A 20,456-nucleotide genomic window follows, 5' to 3' on the forward strand; every position below is an offset into this window, starting at 1 on the left:
ATTTGAGGGAGGCTTTAAAAAGTGGACAAGCCAAATGAAATGATCGTCGTCCTCGATTTCGGCGGACAGTACAACCAGTTAATTGCAAGACGTATTCGGGATTTAGGTGTATACAGCGAATTGCTGCCATACAATACTTCGGTGGAACGGATCCGCGAGCTGCAGCCGAAAGGCATCGTGTTCTCGGGAGGACCCGCAAGTGTGTATGAAGAGAAGTCGCCGCTTGTAGATCCTGCGATTTATGACCTGGGTCTTCCGATCTTCGGTATTTGCTACGGCATGCAGCTGATCGCGCACCAGCTGGACGGTAAAGTCGAGCGCGCAGGCAAGCGCGAATACGGCAAAGCTGATGTAGCATTCATCGCGAGCAGCGAGCTCGTGAAGGATCTGGACAGCAACCAAACCGTATGGATGAGTCACGGCGACCATGTCGTGGAATTGCCGACAGGCTTCCGCGTTGATGCAAGCACGGACCATGCGCCGATCGCGGCGATGAGCCATCCGGAGCGCAAAGTATTCGCGGTTCAATTCCACCCGGAAGTACGTCACTCCGTACAAGGGAACGAAATGATTCGCAACTTCCTCTATAACGTGTGCGGCTGCGAAGGCAGCTGGAGCATGAGCACGTTTATCGACGACACGATCCGTGATATCCGCGCACAAGTGGGCAATGGCAAAGTGCTTTGCGCGCTGTCCGGCGGCGTAGATTCCTCTGTTGTAGCGATTTTGCTGCACAAAGCAATCGGCGATCAGCTGACTTGTATGTTCATCGATCACGGTCTGCTGCGCAAAGACGAAGCAGAGGGCGTTATGGAAACGTTCGTCGGCAAGTTCGATATGAAGGTTGTCAAAATCGATGCCAAAGAGCGTTTCATGGGCAAGTTGAAGGGTGTCGACGATCCGGAGCAGAAGCGTAAAATCATCGGCAATGAGTTCATTTACGTGTTCCAAGAAGAGTCCGCCAAATTCGATGATTTCGAATTCTTGGCACAAGGCACGCTGTACACGGATATCGTTGAGAGCGGCACGGCTACAGCACAAACGATCAAGTCGCATCATAATGTCGGCGGTTTGCCGGAAGATATTAAATTCAAGCTCGTTGAACCGCTGAAGACGCTGTTCAAGGACGAGGTTCGTAAAGTCGGCGAAGAATGCGGTCTGCCTGAAGCCATCGTATGGCGTCAGCCGTTCCCAGGTCCGGGTCTTGCAATCCGCGTGCTTGGCGAAGTTACCGAGGAGAAGCTGAAGATCGTTCGTGACTCCGATGCGATTCTGCGCGACGAGATCGCGAAAGCAGGGCTCGACCGCGAGATCTGGCAGTACTTCACGGCCCTGCCCAACATGAAGAGCGTCGGCGTAATGGGAGATGCGCGTACGTACTCGTACACGGTCGGCATCCGTGCCGTTACGTCCATCGACGGGATGACGGCGGATTGGGCGCGTATCCCTTGGGACGTGCTTGAGAAGATCTCCGTTCGGATCGTCAATGAAGTCGATAACGTCAATCGGATCGTCTACGACGTGACGTCGAAGCCGCCGGCTACGATCGAGTGGGAATAGGCATGAGCACAAAACTCCTTTATCTGCGTGTTCGCGGATAAGGGAGTTTTTTCAATGTCGAACTTACGTGCCCTACCGCGGCGACGAGCTGCATGTCGTCAAACGCGAGGGGGATACGCTGTGTTTTGAAGACCACAGCCCCGTCGCTAAGGACGGCGGCGGTTCGTTAGCTTACAAGATGCCGGTACCCGTCAGCTTCAGCAAAAAAATTAAGCTAGGACTTAGTAACTAGAATGAATCCCCATTATTTGCAATGCATTTCCATTGACGTACATGCATAGTGCCGATAAAATATTGACAGAATCAATACAAACAACAATTGCATGTCTTTTCGTATAATCTCAAGAATCGGCTTGAGAGTCTCTACGAGGTCACCGTAAATGACCTGTCTACGAAAAGCAAGATAAGCGCGCGCGGACGGTCCATTCGTGCAGTCTCATCTTGTTTTGCGTAGAACCTAGGGAGAGATGCCGAGAATCCGGCATTTTTTTTTAGGTTCTTGTTTGTTCTGAGAACATTTTTTGGGAGGGTTTTTAGAAAATGGGTTCATTCTTTCGTTTGAAGGAACACGGAACAAATGTACGGACAGAAATTATGGCGGGTTTGACGACTTTCATGACGATGGCTTACATATTGGCCGTCAATCCGGGCATTCTGAGCGGTACAGGCCTTAGCCTATACTCCGTATTTCTAGCTACCGCGCTGGCCGGCGGAATCTTCACCATCGCGATGGGGCTGTTCGCGAACTTCCCTGTTGCGCTTGCTCCTGGCATGGGGCTTAACGCGTACTTCGCGGCAACGGTGCTTGCGTCGAAAGCGACGAATTCGCCGATCACGCCGGAAATGGGCCTGACGGCCGTCTTTATCTCCGGTATTATTTTCGTCATTCTGACGGTTACGCAGATTCGTCAAATGTTGATCGTCGCCGTGCCGGACAGCTTGAAGCACGCGATTACGGTCGGGATCGGCTTGTTCATCACGATCATCGGCTTGAAGAACAGCGGCATTATGTCGGTCGGCGTGGAATCGCTGAACGACATCCCGAAAGGCGCGTTCACGGATGTGCTCGGCTTTGAAACGGTATTCCACATGGGCAGCTTGGAGAACGCTAACGTCTACCTGACGCTGATCGGCGTGCTGCTGATCGCGATTCTGATGGTGCTGCGCGTGCCGGGCGCCATTCTGTTCGGCATTATCGGCGTGACGATCATCGCGATCATCACGGGTAACGTAGATGTAGCGGCAACGCTGAAGGGCCAAAGCTGGTCCCCGGATTTCAGTCAATTGAATTTCTGGGATTTCGATTTCAAGGGCGTTTGGCATACCGGTATCGTGTCCATCATCGCAACATTCACATTCGTTGAATTGTTTGACACATTCGGTACGCTGGTCGGTACGGCTAACCGCGCGGGCTTCATGAAAGACCCGGCGAAAGGCAAGAAGCTCGTCGGCAAAGCGATGTTCGTTGACGCGGTCGGCGTCAGCGGCGGCGCGATTCTCGGTACGAGCACGGTAACGGCATTCGTCGAAAGCTCCGCGGGTATCGCGCAGGGCGGACGTACGGGCTTAACGGCGGTAACGACAGGCGTTGCTTTCTTGGCAGCCCTGTTCCTGTGGCCGCTCATCTCGCTCATTCCAGGTTCCGCAACGGCGGCGGCGCTGATTATCGTCGGTGTTCTCATGGTGCAGTCCGTGAAGGAAATTGACTTCCAAGACATGGTTTACGCTATTCCGTCGTTCCTTACGATCGTCATGATGCCGTTCACGTACAACATCGCAAACGGCGTATCCTTCGGGATCGTGTCTTACGTGGTGCTTGCGGTCATCGCGAACCTGTCTGGCAAGAAGAAATACAACGTCCACTGGCTTATGTGGGTGCTCGCGATCCTCATTATCGCGCGCTATGCCTTCATCGGCAGCCAGGGGTAACGATAGAGAAATGGAGAACAGCGCGGACCGGCGCTGTTCTTTTTTTTAAAAAGTCATCTAGTGTCCGCCAGCTTCCTTTGGCTTCTAGAAGGTGGAAGAAGGCTTTTTCAATAATCAGACAAATCTAAATGCTGGTTTGGAAGAAAAGAAAAGGAAATGGGGTAAAACGACCAAAAAACACGAACTATAAACAAATATTACGTTTTAATGTTCGTGTTTTTGCGTTGACATTCCACGTTAGGATTGGTAAACTAGGAGTAGCTGATTAGAAGTTATTTTGTCGAACGACTCGTATATACTTGGGGATCAGGCCCGAGAGTATCTACCCGAGAACCTTAATTTTCGGACTACGAGCCATGTAATGAAGAGACAGGTTGCCGCCGTGACGGGGCAGCCTGAAGTTGTCTTTACCGTTCTTGTTTACCATCTGTAACATACGGCGGGACAAGGCGAAAGCTCTTTATTGCTGGTCTTTTGAAGTCCCGAAGCATTCCGCGAAACGGAATACGTGCTGAGGGACTTTTTTATTCGGAGAATCTTCCTACTATGAAAAAGGTGGTCATAAGCAGATGTCAGTACAAGTGGGCGTCATCATGGGCAGCAAGTCAGACTGGGAGACGATGAAACTAGCCTGTGACGTTCTGGAGGAACTGCAAATTCCGTATGAGAAGAAGGTTGTATCGGCTCACCGTACGCCGGATCTTATGTTTGATTATGCGGAATCTGCCGCAGAACGCGGGTTGAAAGTCATTATCGCGGGAGCAGGCGGTGCTGCACACCTACCCGGCATGGTCGCAGCCAAAACGATCCTGCCGGTTATTGGCGTTCCCGTGAAGTCCTCGAATTTGAACGGGCTCGATTCGCTGCTCTCCATTGTACAGATGCCGGGCGGCATCCCGGTGGCGACCGTGGCGATCGGCAATGCGGGCGGCACGAATGCCGGCCTGCTCGCCGGCCAGATCATCGGGGCGTTCGATCCTGCGGTGCAGGCACGCGTACAGGCGCGCCGCGACCGGATTCAGCAGGAAGTGCTGGAAAGCAGTGAGACGCTATGAGCCAAGCGGGTGAAAGCGCGAATGTGATTTTGCCGGGCTCGACGATCGGCATCCTGGGCGGCGGACAGCTCGGCAGGATGATGGCGAACGCGGGCAGCGCGATGGGTTACCGCTTCGTGGCGCTCGATCCGACGCCGGATGCGCCTTGCGGCCAGGTCGCGCAGCAGATCGTCGCGGCTTATGACGATCGCGGCGCAGCTCGGGAACTGGCGCAGCGCGCGGACGTTATCACGTACGAATTCGAGAATGTCGACGCCGGCGTAGCCGCGATGCTGATGGAAGAAGCGTACGTGCCGCAGGGCAGCGAGCTGCTCTACACGACGCAGCACCGGCTGCGTGAGAAGCGCGCGATCGAAGCGGCGGGCGTGAAGGTGGCGCCTTACGCGGAGGTGCGCAGCGCGGACGAGCTTCGCGAAGCGGTGAGCCGGTTCGGCCTGCCCTGCGTGCTGAAGACGGCGATGGGCGGCTACGACGGCAAGGGCCAATGGGTCATTCGCAGCGAAGCCGAGATCGAAGAAGCGTTCGAGACGCTGAACCGCGCGGGTACGGAGCTTGTTCTGGAACAGTTCATTCGATTCCAGAAGGAGCTATCCGTTATCGCAGCGCGCAGTTCGCAGGGCGAGATCCGCACCTTCCCGGCGGCGGAGAACATCCATGTGGATAACATTTTGCATCTGTCGATCGTGCCGGCACGCATCGATGAAGAGCTTCAGCGGGAGGCTGAGCGCCTCGCGGCGCGCATTGCCGAAGGACTTGGCGCGGTCGGGCTGATTGCGGTGGAGCTCTTCTTGACGGCGGAAGGCGAGCTGTTCGTGAACGAGCTGGCGCCGCGTCCGCACAACAGCGGCCACTATACGATGGAAGCCTGCCGTACCTCACAGTTCGAGCAGCATGTGCGCGCGGTATGCGGGCTGCCGCTCGGCGACACGGCACTTCTGACGCCGGTCGTAATGGTCAACGTGCTCGGCGAGCACGTGGAGCCGCTGCTTGAGCAGATTTCGCGGCGAGATGAAACAGCAGAACGTTTGGGCGTTGCGCCTAAAATTCATTTATATGGGAAACATGAAGCCAAACCGAAACGGAAGATGGGGCATGTCAACGTGCTCGCCGCTCATGTGGAACAAGCGTTGGAATGGATTTACGAAACAAACATTTGGAGGGTTTAAATAATCATGTTACAACGATACAGCAGACCGGAAATGAGAGCGATTTGGACCGAAGAAAACAAATTCAAGGCGTGGCTCGAAGTTGAACTTTGCGCTTGCGAGGCTTGGGTGGAGTTAGGCGTTATTCCGCGTGAAGATGTAGCGGCGCTTCGCCAGAGCGCTACGTTTGATATCGACCGTATTAATGAAATCGAGCTGGAAACCCGCCATGACGTCATCGCGTTCACGCGCGCGGTATCCGAAACCGTAGGTCCGGAGCGCAAATGGGTGCACTACGGTCTGACTTCCACGGACGTTGTGGATACGGCGATGGGCTACCTGCTTCTGCAGGCCAACACGATTCTGGAGAAAGACATCATTAACTTCATCGACATCCTCCGCGGCCAAGCGGTTGTTTACAAAGATACGGCCATGATGGGCCGTACGCACGGCGTGCATGCCGAGCCGACGACGTTCGGTTTGAAGCTGGCGCTATGGTACGAGGAGATGAAGCGGAACCTGGAGCGCTTCCGCCATGCGGCGAACGGCGTTCAATTCGGCAAAATCTCCGGCGCGGTCGGCACGTACGCCAACATCGACCCGTTCGTGGAAGAGTTCACCTGCCGCAAGCTCGGCATCACGCCTGCGCCGATCTCGACCCAAACGCTGCAGCGTGACCGCCACGCCGAGTACATGGCGACGCTGGCACTGATCGCAACGTCGCTCGACAAGTTCGCGACGGAAATCCGCGCCTTGCAGAAGAGCGAATTCCGCGAGGTGGAAGAACCGTTCGCGAAAGGGCAGAAGGGTTCGTCCGCAATGCCGCACAAACGCAATCCGATCGGCTGCGAGAACATCTCCGGCTTGTCCCGCGTCATTCGCGGACATATGCTGACGGCTTACGAGAACGTGACGCTGTGGCATGAGCGCGATATCAGTCACTCCTCGGCAGAACGCATCATTTTGCCGGATGCGACGATGCTGCTCAACTACATGCTGAACCGTTTGGGCAACATCCTGAAGAACCTGCAGGTGTTCCCTGAGAATATGAAACGTAATATGCAGCGCACATTCGGCGTGCCGTTCTCCGGCCGCGTCATGACGAAGCTGATCGACAAAGGCTTCAGCCGCGAGCAAGCGTACGATACGGTGCAGCCGCGCGCGATGCAGGCGTGGGAAGAACAGCGCCAATTCCGCGACATTATCGAGTCGACGCCAGAGATTACGAGCCAGCTGTCCGCCGATGAAATTGCTGATTGCTTTAATCCGGCTTGGCATTTGAAGCATGTGGATACCATTTTCAGACGTTTGGAATTGATTTAAAGGCATGACTGCGCATTAGAAAACGTCTTTCGATCGCTAATGGTGATTGGTTTGCGTTCACTGGCAGAAGCCAGGGAATGCAGCATTCACCGACACAAAGGCGAACGCTACGCTTCTATAGACTGTTTTCTTCTGCTTCTTCACTACCTTGAATACCAAAGCCAAACTCTGAAAAGAAGGGGAGAGGGAGAAATGACACAAGCGTTGTCTACGGCTGTTGAGCTTATTAAAGCACCGCTTTTATACAAAGGCAAGGTGCGCGAGCTGTACGATCACGGTGAGCATTATCTGATCGTCGTGACGGACCGCATTAGCGCGTTCGATTACGTGCTTGACCCTGCGGTTCCGCAGAAGGGGAACGTGCTGAACCGCCTGTCGGCGTTTTGGTTTGACCAAACTGCCGAAATGATGCCCAATCATATCGTGCATACGGACGTGTACAAGCTGGGTGACCTTGTAACGGAGCCCGAGCTGCTGAAGAACCGCATCATGGTGACTAAGAAAGCAGAGCGCATCGACATCGAATGCGTCGTTCGCGGCTATATCACTGGCGGCGGTTGGAGACAATATGTGAAAACCTCGGCAATTAACGGCATCGAGCTGCCGGCAGGCCTGCGGAAGAACGAGCGTTTCGCGGCGCCGCTGTTCACGCCTGCGGCGAAGAACGACGTCGGTCACGACGAAGACATTCCGTTCACACGCATGCAGGAAATGGTTGGCGCCGAGCTCGCCGAGGAGCTTCGTGAGAAGAGCATCCGGCTGTACGAGTTCGCACGCGCCTTCTGCGAAGAACGCGGCATCATCCTGGCGGACTGCAAATTCGAATTCGGCTTAGTCGACGGCAAAGTCATCCTGATCGACGAAATCTTCACGCCGGATTCCTCCCGTTTTTGGGCGAAGGCGAACTATGCCTTCGATATCGAAATCGACAGCATGGACAAAGAACCGGTCCGCACGTACTTGCTCGGCTCCGACTGGGACCAAAACAGCAGGCCGGCTCCGCTTCCGCAGTCCGTCGTCGACGAAACGACGAACCGCTATCTGGCCATCTACAAAGCGCTGACCGGCGAGTCGCTGTAAGCGAAACGGGCCCAAGCAGCATGGGTGAAGTCAACTGCTCGCGGCTATGCCTACCGCAGACGCCAAGCAAGGGCAACTTGCCACAACAGCGCGGCCCGAACAGGCGCTGCGTCAATCGATCACTACAACACGCGGGACAAGCAAAGATGTCCCGCATCAAATAAATCATCGAGCGGCGAACGAATCGCCGCTCGCGAAACAACAACACCGTGCGCGGAGCACCGCTCGCGCCAGCAACCGAACACAAGCCGCAAGCGGCGAACAGCCCGCGCAGCGCGCAGGATGCCCCCCAAGAGCATCCTGCAAATGTTTTCCCGGATGGGTGGAGCAAACGCGGGATTCCCGACGAAGAGCGTCAGCGGTCGCCTTTGAACTTCGGAAACAACCGCAGGTACATTGTTCAAGTTTCCGAAAGTTCAACAGCGACGGAGTCGGGAACTCCCAGCGTTTGCGGAACCTTCCCATCCAAAACAACCAACATTTTCAGGAGGCGACCCCCTAATGAAAGCTAAAGTCTACGTAACGATCAAAGAAAACGTGCTCGACCCGCAAGGCAGCGCCGTTCAAGGCGCGCTGCACACAATGGGCTTCGAGGAAGTCGGCAAAGTCCGCATCGGCAAGTATTTGGAGCTGAACCTGGACACGTCCGACCGTGCAGAAGCCGAAGCGCGTGTGACAGCAATGTGCGAGAAGCTGCTTGCAAACACAGTCGTTGAAGACTACCGTTTCGAATTGGAGGGGTAATACGATGAAGTTCGCGGTACTTGTTTTTCCAGGCTCCAACTGTGATATCGACTGCCTCAAGGCCGTCGAAGACACGATCGGCCAAGAGGTCGAATACGTATGGCACACGGCAACAGATCTTTCCGGCTATGATGCGATTCTCGTACCAGGCGGCTTCTCGTATGGCGATTATCTGCGCTGCGGCGCGATCGCGCGTTTTGCCCCGGTCATGAATGAAGTAGTGAAAGCGGCGGAAGCCGGCAAGTTCATCCTCGGCATTTGCAACGGGTTCCAAATCCTGACGGAAGCAGGCCTCCTGCCCGGCGCGCTTCGCCGCAACAGAGGCATGAAATTCATCTGCCAGCAGACGCAGCTTGAAGTTGCGAACAACCGGACGGCTTTCACCAGCCAGTACAGCGAAGGCGAGCTTATCAACATACCGATCGCGCATGGCGAAGGTAACTACTACTGCGACGATGCAACGCTCGCAGAGCTCAAAGCAAACAATCAAATCGTGTTCCGTTACGCGGGCGACACCAGCCCGAACGGCTCGATCGAAAATATCGCGGGCATCAGCAATGTGCGCGGCAACGTGGTCGGCATGATGCCGCATCCGGAGCGCGCAATCGATCAGCTGCTTGGCTCGGAAGACGGCAAACGGATGTTTACATCGATTTTGAACGCATGGAGGGAACAGCATGGCGCAGCAGTTAACGGCTAAGGAGCCGACAGCGGAACAAATCGCGGATCAACGCATTTATACGCAGTTTGGCGTAACGGATAGTGAATATGACCTCATTTGCGGATTTCTCGGCCGCAAGCCGAATTATACGGAAATCGGCGTATTCAGCGTAATGTGGTCGGAGCACTGCTCCTACAAGAATTCCAAGAAAATCCTCAAGAAATTCCCGATTACCGGACCTAAGGTGCTTATGGGACCCGGCGAGGGCGCGGGAATCGTGGATATCGGCGACAACCAAGCGGTTGTTTTCAAAATCGAATCGCATAACCATCCGTCCGCGGTCGAGCCTTACCAAGGCGCAGCGACAGGCGTCGGCGGCATTATCCGCGACATTTTCTCCATGGGCGCGCGTCCCGTGGCTCTGCTGAACAGCTTGCGTTTCGGCAACCTGGAGAATCCGCGTGTTAAATATTTGTTCGAACACGTCGTCGGCGGTATCGCAGGTTACGGCAACTGTATCGGGATCCCAACCGTTGCGGGCGAAGTGATGTTCGATGAGAGCTATGAAGGCAATCCGCTCGTTAACGCTATGTGCGTGGGTCTTATCGATCACGACAAAATTCAACGCGGTGTCGCAAAAGGCGTTGGTAACCCTGTTTTCTACGTAGGTCCTGCAACAGGCCGCGACGGCATCCACGGCGCGACTTTCGCTTCGGTTGAGCTCTCTGAAGAGTCCGAAGAGAAGCGTACGGCGGTACAAGTCGGCGATCCGTTCATGGAGAAGCTCGTTATGGAAGCGACGCTCGAACTGATTGATTCCGGCATCGTTGTCGGTATTCAAGATATGGGCGCTGCGGGCTTGACGTGCTCCAGCGCGGAGATGGCGTCTAAGGCCGGCAACGGCTTGGAGCTGTATTTGGATGAAGTGCCGCAGCGCGAAGAAGGCATGACGCCTTACGAAATGATGCTGTCGGAGTCGCAGGAGCGCATGCTGTTCGTCGTTGAACCGCAGCACGAAGCGCAGGCGCAGGAGATTTTCGATCGTTGGGGCATCATCTGCGTGAAGGTCGGCAAAGTAACGGACGACGGCCGTCTTCGTTTGTTCCACCAAGGCGAAGAAGTCGCGAACATGCCGGTGACGGCGCTTGTCGACGAGTGCCCGATGTATGACAAACCATCCCAAGAGCCTGCTTATTATGCGGCAAATGCAGCAATCGATACAACGGCATATCCGGAAGTAACGGATTTGACAGGCGCGCTCAAGCAAGTGCTTGCTTCGCCGACGGTTGCGAGCAAAGAGTGGGTTTATAGCCAATATGACCATATGGTTCGCACGAGCACGGCTGTTGCGCCGGGTTCCGATGCGGCAGTCGTTACGATTCGCGGTACGCGTAAAGCACTTGCGATGACAACAGATTGCAATGGCCGTTATGTATACCTCGATCCAGAAGTCGGCGGTCGAATCGCCGTTGCGGAAGCAGCGCGTAACGTTGTCTGCTCCGGTGCAGAGCCGCTTGCGATCACGGACAACTTGAACTTCGGCAGTCCGGAGAAACCGGAAGTGTTCTGGCAAATCGAGAAAGCCGCAGACGGTATTTCCGAAGCTTGCCGCGTGCTGGAAACGCCGGTTATCGGCGGTAACGTCAGCTTGTACAACGAGAACGCGAAAGGCGCGATCTACCCTACGCCGGTCATCGGCATGGTTGGTCTCGTGCACGACGTGAACCATATTACGACGCAAGGCTTCAAAGCAGACGGCGACATCATCATTCTTGCCGGCGAAACGAAGCACGAGCTTGGCGGAAGCGAATTGCAATATGTCCTTCACGGCAAGAGCGAAGGACGTCCGCCTGAAATCGACCTGGCTATTGAAAAGAAACTGCAGCATGGCGTTCTGGGCGCTATTCGGGCAGGCCTCGTTGCTTCGGCGCATGACCTTTCCGAAGGCGGCCTTGCAGTCGCGCTTGCGGAATCTGCAATCAGCGGCAAGCTGGGCGCTGAAGTCAATGTCGTAACTGATTTGCGCGCAGATGCAGCGCTGTTCAGTGAATCCCAATCCCGTATCCTGCTTTCTGCTAAAGCAGATCAAGCGGATCAACTAATGCAATATCTGACGGAGCAAGGCGTTCCGAATAAAGCAATCGGCGCCGTACGCAGCAGCGGACTGGTCATCAACATCAATGGCAAACCGGGCGTTAACGTACCGGTTGAGCAACTGGAGAAGGTCTGGAAGGATGCGATTCCATGTCTGATGCAATAAAACAGCTTCCGAAGCTGTGGACAGGTGATCATTACAACGAAGGCATTGGCAGGGACGATATTTTCGATAAATTGCGTGAGGAGTGCGGGGTATTCGGTGCATTTGGCATACCGGATGCCTGCTCACTCGGCTACTATGGCTTGCACGCGCTGCAGCACCGGGGGGAAGAAAGCGCCGGAATGGCAGCCGTGGAATCTGAGACTGGCAAGTTTACGTACCACCGCAACATGGGTCTCGTGAAGGAAGTTTTCGACCAGTCGAAACTGGAAGGCCTTCCGGGTGACCGGATTATCGGCCATGTTCGGTATTCGACGGCGGGCGAGAGCAAGCTGGCGAACGCGCAGCCGCTCGTGTTCAAGTACCGCGACGGCGACTTGGCTGTTGCGACGAACGGCAATATCGTGAACGCGCCATCTATTCGCAAGGAATTAGAGAGCCAGGGCTCGATTTTCCAAACGAGCAGTGATACGGAAGTTATCGCCCATCTGATCGCGCGTTCCAGCAAAGATTTCGTCAGTGCGGCGAAAGACGCGCTGCAGCGGATTATCGGCGGGTTTGCGTTCCTCATTATGACGAACGACAAGCTGCTTGTCGCTTCCGATCCGCATGGCTTGCGTCCGCTCGTCATGGGACGTTTGGGTGAGGGATACGTGTTCGCATCGGAAACGTGCGCGCTGGAAACGGTGGGTGCCGAGTATGTGCGAGACGTGCAGCCGGGCGAGCTGCTTGTATTGGATAAAGAAGGCATGCGCGAGGATCGCTTCGAGAAATTGGAACGCCGCGCGACCTGTGCCATGGAATATATCTATTTTGCCCGTCCCGACAGCGACATCAATGGCATCAACCTGCACTCCGCGCGTAAGCGCATGGGCCGCCAGCTGGCGCTCGAATCGTTTATCGACGCGGATATCGTGACCGGCGTGCCGGACTCCAGTATTTCCGCGGCGATCGGCTATGCCGAGCAAACCGGCATTCCGTACGAGCTTGGGCTGATCAAGAACAAGTACACGGGCCGGACGTTCATCCAGCCTTCGCAGGAACTGCGGGAAAAAGGCGTGAAGATGAAGCTGTCCGCCGTTCGCAAAGTCGTCGAAGGCAAACGCGTCGTCATGATTGATGACTCCATCGTTCGCGGCACGACCTCCCTGCGCATCGTGAACCTGCTTCGCGAAGCAGGTGCGACTGAGGTGCATGTGTGCATCACGTCGCCGCCTTTCAAGAACCCTTGCTACTACGGCATCGATACGCCGGACCGCAAGGAGCTGATCGCTTCACAGAAGACCGTTGAAGAGATCCGCCAGGAGATCAACGCGGATTCCTTATATTTCTTGAGCAACGAAGGCTTCGTCGAGTCCGTTGGCGGCAACGACGGCGAGTACAACCGCGGTATGTGTATGGCCTGCTTCGATAACGATTATCCGACGCCTGTTGATCCGACTTCGGAGAAAAGCTGCAGCTGCTAAGAAGTGCGCTTCGGGCCTGTTCATATCAGCCTACGGCCGCTGCTTCACCTTTTCAATTTTTAAATGCAACGGAGCTGACGCGTTTATGACGCGCTTTCGCTTGAAATATGGGCAAGGCCCGCAAAATCGAAGATGCGAGTTTTTGCTTGACCTTCGGTTTATCCCGAAGGTAAGCGAAGCCCGCAAAAACTTTAGGGAGTGACCAGAGTGGCAGAAGCTTATAAACAAGCCGGCGTCGACATTGCGGCAGGCAATGAAGCGGTCGAGCGGATGAAGAAGCACGTGAAGAAGACGTTCCGCCCTGAAGTGCTGACAGAGCTTGGCGGATTCGGCGCGTTATTCGGCTTGAACAAAGACAAGTACGAGGAGCCGGTGCTTGTTTCCGGTACGGACGGCGTGGGCACGAAGCTGAAAGTTGCTTTTGCTATGGACAAGCATGACACGATCGGGATCGACGCGGTCGCGATGTGCGTGAACGATATCGTCGTGCAAGGCGCGGAGCCATTGTTCTTCCTCGACTATCTGGCCTGCGGCAAGGTCGAGCCTGAGAAAATCGAAGCGATCGTAAAAGGTATCTCCGACGGCTGCGTGCAGTCCGGCTGCGCCTTGATCGGCGGCGAAACGGCTGAGATGCCGGGCATGTACCAAGGTGACGAATATGATATCGCTGGCTTCACGGTCGGTATCGTAGATAAGAAAAAAATCATCGACGGCACTACGATCGCTCCCGGCGATGTCGTGCTCGGCCTCGCTTCGAGCGGCATTCACAGCAACGGCTTCTCCCTCGTTCGCCGCTTGCTGGTGGACAACTCCGGCTACAGCCTGAACGACAAATTGCCTGAGCTTGGCGGCGAGAAGACACTTGGTGAAGTAATCATCGAACCAACTCGCATTTACGTGAAATCCGTGCTGGAGCTGATTAACCGCGTGACGGTCAAAGGCATGGCGCATATCACGGGCGGCGGCTTCATCGAAAACATTCCGCGGGTGCTGCCGGAAGGCGTCAACGTGGAAATCGCATACGGCTCTTGGCCAATCCAGCCTGTGTTCAAGCTGATGCAGGAAAAAGGCAGTATCACGAACCGCGACATGTTCACGACGTTCAATATGGGTGTCGGCATGGTCGTTGTCGTAAGCGCAGATCAAGCAGAAGAAGCACTCCGCACGGCGAAAGAGCTTGGCGAAGATGCTTACATCATTGGCAAAGTGACCGAAGGAAACCGCGTGGTGACCTTCACGGGAGCTGATGTGTAATGGCAGCAATGCGTATTGCCGTTTTCGCCTCGGGACAAGGCTCGAACTTTGGAGCGCTGGCAGAAGCGGCAAAACAACAAAGGCTCGAGGGCGCAAGCCTCGAGCTTCTTGTATGTGATAAGCCGGAGGCCCCTGTCGTGGAACGCGCACGGGCAGCGGGCGTAGATACGTTCGTGTTCCGGCCGAAGGAATACCCATCGCGCGAGGCGCATGATTCGGAAATCCTTTCGGAGCTTCGGCGCCGCGGCATTGAGCTAATCGTGCTGGCAGGCTATATGCGAATTATTACGCCGGTGCTGGTGGAGCCGTTTTACGGGCGAATGGTCAATGTGCATCCGTCGTTGCTGCCTGCTTTTCCCGGCGTGAACGGCATGAAGCAAGCGCTCGAATACGGTGTAAAACTGACCGGCGTGACAGTTCATTACGTGGACGGCGGCTTGGACAGCGGCCCGATTATTGCGCAGCGCGTCGTTGAAGTGGTTGAAGGCGAGACGCTGGAAACGCTGGCGCCGCGCATGCATGCCGCGGAGCGGCAGTTGCTTCCGTGGGTCGTGGGGCGTATCGCGGCCGGGGCTGTTACGCTCAATGGGCGAAATGTGGTTGTGAATTAGGGAATGCTGGTTTCGAGGAGTCTTCGATGCCTTAGCGTCAAAGAGGGCTACCAGATCATCCACATGGGGCGAAACTGGCGGAATAGCGTCAAAGAAGGCTGCCAGATCACCCACATTGGGCGAAACTGGCGGAATAGCTTTCAAAGAGGGCTGCCAGATCACCCACATTGGACGAAACTGGCGCATTAGCGTCAAAGAAGGCTACCAGATCACCTACATGGGGTGCAATTAGCCAATTGCGCACAGAAGAAACGCAAAAACTAGCCCATGCTTCCGAAGCGAGTTTTGTGCTCGCAGGAAGTTATTTCAAGAAGCAACGCAAAAACTAAGCCCATGCTTCCGAAGTAAGTTTTTGCTTACAAGGAAGTCCATTCAAGTAGTAAAGCAAAAACTTTTAGGAGGTTTCATTGTGACTATTCGCAGAGCACTGATTAGCGTGTCGGATAAGACGGGGATTGTGGAATTTTCGCGGGCGCTTGCCGGACTTGGCGTACAAATTATTTCGACGGGCGGGACGGCGAGCCTGCTGGAGAAGGAAGGCGTGCCGGTTATCGGTATCTCCGACGTGACAGGCTTCCCGGAAATCCTCGACGGCCGCGTAAAGACGCTGCACCCTGCTGTACATAGCGGCCTGCTTGCCGTACGCGACGACGAGGAACATCAGAAAGCGATGCAGGAGCTCGGACTCGACTATATCGATCTCGTAGTCGTGAACCTGTATCCGTTTGCGGCGACGATCGCGAAGCCGGACGTTTCGTATGAAGACGCCATCGAGAACATCGATATCGGCGGCCCGACGATGCTGCGCTCAGCAGCGAAGAACCACGCGTTCGTGACGGTCGTCGTTGACGCGGCGGACTATCAGACGGTGCTGGACGAAGTGAAAGCCGGCGGCGACACGACGCTGGACACGCGCAAAGCGCTCGCGGCCAAAGTATTCCGTCACACAGGCGCTTATGACGCGCTCATCTCGGATTACCTCTCCAAGCTGCAGGGCAACCCGCTGCCGGAGAGCCTGACGGTGACGTACGAGAAAGTCCAAGATCTGCGCTATGGCGAGAATCCGCATCAGAAGGCGGCATTTTACCGCAAGCCGCTTGCTTCGCAAGGCAACATCACGACGGCGGAGCAGCTGCACGGCAAGGAGCTGTCCTACAACAACATCAATGACGCCAACGCGGCGCTTGCCATCGTCAAGGAATTCAACGAGCCGGCTGTCGTTGCGGTGAAGCATATGAATCCTTGCGGCGTGGGCATCGGCCAAGATATCCACGAAGCCTATCAGAAAGCCTACGCGGCTGATCCGACATCCATCTTCGGCGGCATCGTGGCGGCAAACCGCGAAATCGGCGCGGCGACGGCGCAGCTGCTGAGCGAGATTTTCCTTGAAATCGTCATTGCGCCAAGCTTTACGCCAGAGGCGCTTGAGATTCTCACCAAGAAGAAAAACATCCGCCTCATGAAGCTCGGCGAGCTGCAAGCCGCGGGCGAGCGCAAGCCGGAATGGCTCGTTACGAGTGTGGACGGCGGGATGCTCGTACAAGAGAGCGATGTGCACAGCCTGACGGAAGCGGACATCAAGGTCGTTACGAACCGTCAGCCGACGGAAGAAGAGCTGAAGCAGCTGCTATTCGGCTGGAAAGTCGTGAAGCATGTCAAATCGAACGCGATTCTGCTGGCGTCGGATGACATGACGGTTGGCGTAGGCGCTGGTCAAATGAACCGCGTCGGCGCGGCGCGTATTGCGATCGAGCAAGCTGGAGACAAAGCCAAAGGCGCGATCCTCGCATCCGACGCGTTCTTCCCGATGGGCGACACGCTGGAGCTTGCGGCGAAGGCTGGCATCACGGCTGTTATCCAACCAGGGGGCTCCATCAAGGACGAGGAGTCGATCGCGGTGGCCAATGCCAACAACATCGCGATGGTCCTGACGGGCGTACGTCACTTTAAACACTAGCAGTCGGCTGGGAACGGAATAGTTGAAGGAGGGTTTCTATTGCGTATTATGGTCATTGGCGGCGGCGGGCGTGAGCACGCCATCGTCTGGGCGCTCAATAAGAGCGAGAAGGTTAGCAAACTCTACTGCGCACCGGGCAACGCTGGAATTGCGGAGCTGGCAGAATGCGTGCCGATTCCGGTCAACCGATTCAGCGATCTCATTCAATTCGCTGGCGACAACGAAGTGGATCTGGTCGTCGTCGGTCCCGACGATCCGCTGGCGGAAGGCATCGTGGATGCGTTCGAGGAGCATCACATCCCGGTTTACGGTCCGCGCAAGAATGCGGCCGAGATCGAAGGCAGTAAGATTTTCATGAAAGGCCTGCTGAAAAAGTACAGCATCCCGACGGCGAAATACGAATCATTCACCGACTATGAATCTGCGCTGGCTTATTTACAGCAGCAGAAGACGCCGATCGTGGTTAAAGCCGATGGCTTAGCGGCGGGCAAAGGCGTAACGGTAGCCTATTCCATGCAAGAGGCAGAAGAAGCGCTGCACGGCATGATGGTCGACAAAGTGTTCGGCGAATCCGGCGGACGCGTCGTTATCGAGGAATTCCTCGAAGGCCAAGAGATGTCCATCCTGGCGTTCGTGGACGGTGAAACGGTACGCGCGATGGTACCAGCGCAGGATCATAAGCCGGTCTACGACAACGACAAAGGCCCGAACACCGGCGGCATGGGCACGTATTCCCCGCTGCCGCATATCGATCCTGCCATCGTGGAAGAGTCGATCGAACATATCATCAAGCCGACGGCGAAAGCCATGGTGAGCGAAGGACGTCCGTTCCGCGGCGTACTGTTCGCGGGTCTCATGATTACGAAAGACGGCCCGAAGACGATCGAATTCAACGCGCGTATGGGCGATCCGGAGACGCAGGTCGTGCTGCCGCGCCTCAAGACCGATCTGCTTGATATTATTCTTGCTTCCTTGAATGGCCGATTGGATCAGCTGGACATCGAATGGAGCGACGAAGCGGCCGTCTGCGTCATCGCCGCTTCGGAAGGCTATCCGGGTCCATATCCGAAAGGGCTGCCAATTACGGGCCTTGACGCGGCCAAGGCACAGGGCGCGCTCGTGTTCCACGCAGGCACCTCGCTGAAGGACGGCGCCATTGTCACGAACGGCGGCCGTGTGCTTGGCATCGTCGGCCGAGGCTGCGATATCGCGGAGGCGCGTGCCCGTGCGTACGAAGCGGTATCCGTCATCCAGTTCGACGGCATGCACAGCCGTACCGATATTGCCGCGAAGGCCCTTCGCTGATAACGCGTTGCTCACGCATTCAACTTCAAAAAGCGATGCCTCATCTAAGGATGACGGGGCATCGCTTTTTTTCGCATCTTGGTAGAATCCGCTGGTCATTGCGTGCCACGGACACAGTTCGAGTTCCTATTTCTGTATTGACAATGTAAGGGGTTTCATGATTGAATAATGGGGAAAACGCTTACCTTATTTATCTAGCAGCCATAGAGATGAGCATTGTTAGTACCACATGCAATGGTTCTGTTCTTTATGGTTAATTGTCGTCTGTTTCGGGAATCGAAGGATTGCAAGAGGCACATTACACGACGGATAAGTAGGAGATGACGCTGAGGCGATGACAATGCCGGTTCTTCATTTTTGCGGAGACTTCGTAGTCAGACGGAATTGGAAGCTGGAAATGCGCGTACTGCAGGAGCATGAGCTGGTCTATTTCCCGATCGGGACTGGCACCGTGTATGAGGTCAGAGACCGGTCGTATACGATAGACGGACCTGCTTGGGTGATCACGCGGGCCGGTACCCCGCATCAGTATAAGTTCAGCGAATCGTCGGCCACCAGGCATCAATTTCTGCATTTCAGCGCAGACGGGGCACTGTTCCCGCATCTGCTGCTCGAGAGCGGAGCGGACCTCATTCCCGCCAAAGAAAGCGGGTTTCACGCCGCGATGATCAGTCACTTGCTCGAAATCACCTACCTGGAGAAGAACAGCAGGCGCAGCGACAGCCTGCTTGCGTCCCTGCTGAACGAACTCGACCATCTGGCCGCCCTGGCGCAATCGGCAAGCCGCCTTGGCAATCTCCCGCAAGGGAGCAAATCCGACACCTCTTTCTCCCTCATTGTCAGCAAAGCGATCAAATATATCAAATCCCATCTCGCCGAACCGATTACTGCGCAGGAAATCGCGAGGCATTGCCAAATCTCGCACGAGCACTTATCCAGATTGTTCGTCCGCGAGGTCGGCATTCCGATTCGCCAAATGATCATCCAGCTTAGGATGGAGCGGGCCGCGCACACGCTGCGCCATAGTACGCTTAGCATCAACGAAATCGCGGCCCAATGCGGTTACTCCGAGAACCATTATTTTTCCAGAACGTTCGCTGCGAACTTCGGCTTATCCGCTTCCGCCTACAGAGGGAAGTACGCGAACCCGGACGGCCAGCATTTCGTGCACGATGTCACGATCGAGGAAAGATACCCCATCAATACTTACTTTCAGCTTAACCCTTTATCCCCGTCATCGTGATGCCTTCGATAATATAACGCTGCAGCAGCAGATAGACGATCAGCACGGGAATGACGGCGATGGCGGAGCCGGACATCATGAGCGTCCAGTCGGTCACGAACAGTCCCTTGAACGTACTGAGCATGAGCGGCACCGTGAAATTTTCCGTCGAGCTGAGGAAGATAACAGGCCGGAAGAAGTTGTTCCACGTGCCAAGAAACGCGATGATCGCGAGCGCCGCGAGCGCCGGCTGCACGAGAGGAATCATGATTCGCCAGTAGATCGTCCACATGTTGGCGCCGTCCACGTAAGCCGATTCCGACAAGTCGCGCGGAATGCCCATGAAGAACTGCCGCAGCAGGAACACGCCGAACGCGCTGAACAGCGAATCCGGAATGATCAGCGACAGATGCGTATCGAGCCAGCCGAAGTTCTTGAGAATGATGTACAACGGAACGATCGTCACCTGCTCAGGCACCATCAGCATGGACAGGAACAGAATGAAGAAGAAGTTCCGGAACGGGAAATTGATTTTGGCAAAGGCATAGGCCGCCATGGAGCAAGTCAGCAGCTGCCCGATTACGATACATACGGATATGTACGCGCTGTTGATATACGCCTTATCGAAGGGCATCGCAGTCAAGGAGCGGTGAACGTTCGACCACACCCAAGGATGCGGAAACAGCGTCGGCGGAATGAGGAAGATTTGGGACAAGTCTTTCAGCCCGCTGGATATCATCCACCAGAACGGCGCGATCATGAGGATGGACGCCGCGAGCAGCACGAGATGGAGCAGAATGGCAGAGTAGCTTATTTTTACGCGAGAAGCACGGGAGCTGACGCTGCTTCGCGGTGCTTCCGGGTTTGCGGCTGGTTGCATAACGTTA

16 protein-coding genes and 2 riboswitches are annotated in these 20,456 nt (G+C 55.5%); of the genes, 15 read left to right on the forward strand and 1 reads right to left on the reverse strand.

The genetic code is table 11. The features are described 5' to 3' along the window. Positions 1-21 precede the first annotated feature (21 nt). From guaA to KXU80_RS22175, 15 genes are all read left to right on the forward strand, one after another. Entirely contained in the window at positions 22-1,560 is a 1,539-nt protein-coding gene (gene guaA / locus KXU80_RS22105) for a glutamine-hydrolyzing GMP synthase (protein ID WP_219835322.1), read from the forward strand. 311 nt (positions 1,561-1,871) lie between these two features. Continuing rightward, positions 1,872-1,972, forward strand: a riboswitch (purine riboswitch). A gap of 128 nt (positions 1,973-2,100) precedes the next feature. Further along, on the forward strand, positions 2,101-3,489 hold the full coding sequence (locus tag KXU80_RS22110) for an NCS2 family permease (protein ID WP_219835323.1): 1,389 nt from the start codon (positions 2,101-2,103) through the stop codon (positions 3,487-3,489). Between the two features lie 269 nt (positions 3,490-3,758). Beyond that, a riboswitch (purine riboswitch) is annotated at positions 3,759-3,859 on the forward strand. A gap of 199 nt (positions 3,860-4,058) precedes the next feature. Beyond that, a complete protein-coding gene (gene purE / locus KXU80_RS22115) occupies positions 4,059-4,544 on the forward strand; it encodes a 5-(carboxyamino)imidazole ribonucleotide mutase (RefSeq protein ID WP_219835324.1) in 486 nt (161 codons plus the stop codon). Next, positions 4,541-5,710 (forward strand): 5-(carboxyamino)imidazole ribonucleotide synthase, encoded by a 1,170-nt coding sequence (gene purK / locus KXU80_RS22120; RefSeq protein WP_219835325.1) that lies wholly within the window; start codon positions 4,541-4,543, stop codon positions 5,708-5,710. Before purE ends, purK begins: the two co-directional genes overlap by 4 nt. Positions 5,711-5,716: 6 nt before the next feature. Then, positions 5,717-7,012, forward strand: coding sequence for an adenylosuccinate lyase (gene purB / locus KXU80_RS22125; protein ID WP_219835326.1), 1,296 nt, complete (start codon positions 5,717-5,719; stop codon positions 7,010-7,012). 192 nt (positions 7,013-7,204) lie between these two features. Continuing rightward, positions 7,205-8,092, forward strand: a complete 888-nt coding sequence (locus KXU80_RS22130) for a phosphoribosylaminoimidazolesuccinocarboxamide synthase (RefSeq protein WP_219835327.1) — start codon at positions 7,205-7,207, stop codon at positions 8,090-8,092. A gap of 501 nt (positions 8,093-8,593) precedes the next feature. Continuing rightward, positions 8,594-8,836, forward strand: a complete 243-nt coding sequence (purS, locus tag KXU80_RS22135; protein WP_219835328.1) for a phosphoribosylformylglycinamidine synthase subunit PurS — start codon at positions 8,594-8,596, stop codon at positions 8,834-8,836. 4 nt (positions 8,837-8,840) lie between these two features. Further along, on the forward strand, positions 8,841-9,536 hold the full coding sequence (gene purQ / locus KXU80_RS22140) for a phosphoribosylformylglycinamidine synthase subunit PurQ (RefSeq protein WP_219835329.1): 696 nt from the start codon (positions 8,841-8,843) through the stop codon (positions 9,534-9,536). Then, the gene (gene purL / locus KXU80_RS22145) at positions 9,514-11,757 is read left to right on the forward strand and encodes a phosphoribosylformylglycinamidine synthase subunit PurL (RefSeq protein ID WP_219835330.1); all 2,244 of its coding nucleotides are present in this window, start codon (positions 9,514-9,516) and stop codon (positions 11,755-11,757) included. Before purQ ends, purL begins: the two co-directional genes overlap by 23 nt. Then, positions 11,742-13,220 (forward strand): amidophosphoribosyltransferase, encoded by a 1,479-nt coding sequence (gene purF, locus KXU80_RS22150; RefSeq protein WP_219835331.1) that lies wholly within the window; start codon positions 11,742-11,744, stop codon positions 13,218-13,220. The genes purL and purF overlap by 16 nt, the downstream gene beginning before the upstream one ends. A gap of 207 nt (positions 13,221-13,427) precedes the next feature. Next, on the forward strand, positions 13,428-14,474 hold the full coding sequence (gene purM, locus KXU80_RS22155) for a phosphoribosylformylglycinamidine cyclo-ligase (RefSeq protein ID WP_219835332.1): 1,047 nt from the start codon (positions 13,428-13,430) through the stop codon (positions 14,472-14,474). Beyond that, positions 14,474-15,085, forward strand: a complete 612-nt coding sequence (purN, locus tag KXU80_RS22160) for a phosphoribosylglycinamide formyltransferase (RefSeq protein ID WP_219835333.1) — start codon at positions 14,474-14,476, stop codon at positions 15,083-15,085. The genes purM and purN overlap by 1 nt, the downstream gene beginning before the upstream one ends. A 409-nt stretch (positions 15,086-15,494) precedes the next feature. Further along, positions 15,495-17,042 carry a bifunctional phosphoribosylaminoimidazolecarboxamide formyltransferase/IMP cyclohydrolase gene (gene purH / locus KXU80_RS22165; RefSeq protein WP_219835334.1) on the forward strand — a complete coding sequence of 516 codons (1,548 nt, stop codon included), beginning with the start codon at positions 15,495-15,497 and terminating at the stop codon, positions 17,040-17,042. Between the two features lie 39 nt (positions 17,043-17,081). Beyond that, on the forward strand, positions 17,082-18,347 hold the full coding sequence (purD, locus tag KXU80_RS22170) for a phosphoribosylamine--glycine ligase (RefSeq protein WP_219835335.1): 1,266 nt from the start codon (positions 17,082-17,084) through the stop codon (positions 18,345-18,347). A 334-nt stretch (positions 18,348-18,681) separates the two neighbouring features. After that, positions 18,682-19,590: a helix-turn-helix domain-containing protein gene (locus KXU80_RS22175; RefSeq protein ID WP_219835336.1), complete on the forward strand. Its 909-nt coding sequence runs from the start codon at positions 18,682-18,684 to the stop codon at positions 19,588-19,590. Here the strand turns inward: KXU80_RS22175 and KXU80_RS22180 are convergent. Then, positions 19,565-20,449, reverse strand: coding sequence for a carbohydrate ABC transporter permease (locus KXU80_RS22180; RefSeq protein ID WP_219835337.1), 885 nt, complete (start codon positions 20,447-20,449; stop codon positions 19,565-19,567). The two genes, KXU80_RS22175 and KXU80_RS22180, sit on opposite strands and share 26 nt — an antisense overlap. Between the last annotated feature and the right edge of the window lie 7 nt (positions 20,450-20,456).

This window comes from Paenibacillus sp. R14(2021), assembly GCF_019431355.1.
In the GTDB taxonomy this organism is placed as follows: Bacteria; Bacillota; Bacilli; order Paenibacillales; family Paenibacillaceae; genus Paenibacillus_Z.

Excerpts from the sequence above, each read along its gene's own strand:
- KXU80_RS22180 (WP_219835337.1), bottom strand. The coding sequence starts at position 20,449 with ATGCAACCAGCCGCAAACCCGGAAGCACCGCGAAGCAGCGTCAGCTCC.
- purE (WP_219835324.1), top strand. The coding sequence starts at position 4,059 with ATGTCAGTACAAGTGGGCGTCATCATGGGCAGCAAGTCAGACTGGGAG.
- purQ (WP_219835329.1), top strand. The coding sequence starts at position 8,841 with ATGAAGTTCGCGGTACTTGTTTTTCCAGGCTCCAACTGTGATATCGAC.
- purK (WP_219835325.1), top strand. The coding sequence starts at position 4,541 with ATGAGCCAAGCGGGTGAAAGCGCGAATGTGATTTTGCCGGGCTCGACG.
- purB (WP_219835326.1), top strand. The coding sequence starts at position 5,717 with ATGTTACAACGATACAGCAGACCGGAAATGAGAGCGATTTGGACCGAA.
- purF (WP_219835331.1), top strand. The coding sequence starts at position 11,742 with ATGTCTGATGCAATAAAACAGCTTCCGAAGCTGTGGACAGGTGATCAT.
- purS (WP_219835328.1), top strand. The coding sequence starts at position 8,594 with ATGAAAGCTAAAGTCTACGTAACGATCAAAGAAAACGTGCTCGACCCG.
- purN (WP_219835333.1), top strand. The coding sequence starts at position 14,474 with ATGGCAGCAATGCGTATTGCCGTTTTCGCCTCGGGACAAGGCTCGAAC.
- purL (WP_219835330.1), top strand. The coding sequence starts at position 9,514 with ATGGCGCAGCAGTTAACGGCTAAGGAGCCGACAGCGGAACAAATCGCG.
- KXU80_RS22110 (WP_219835323.1), top strand. The coding sequence starts at position 2,101 with ATGGGTTCATTCTTTCGTTTGAAGGAACACGGAACAAATGTACGGACA.
- KXU80_RS22175 (WP_219835336.1), top strand. The coding sequence starts at position 18,682 with ATGACAATGCCGGTTCTTCATTTTTGCGGAGACTTCGTAGTCAGACGG.
- KXU80_RS22130 (WP_219835327.1), top strand. The coding sequence starts at position 7,205 with ATGACACAAGCGTTGTCTACGGCTGTTGAGCTTATTAAAGCACCGCTT.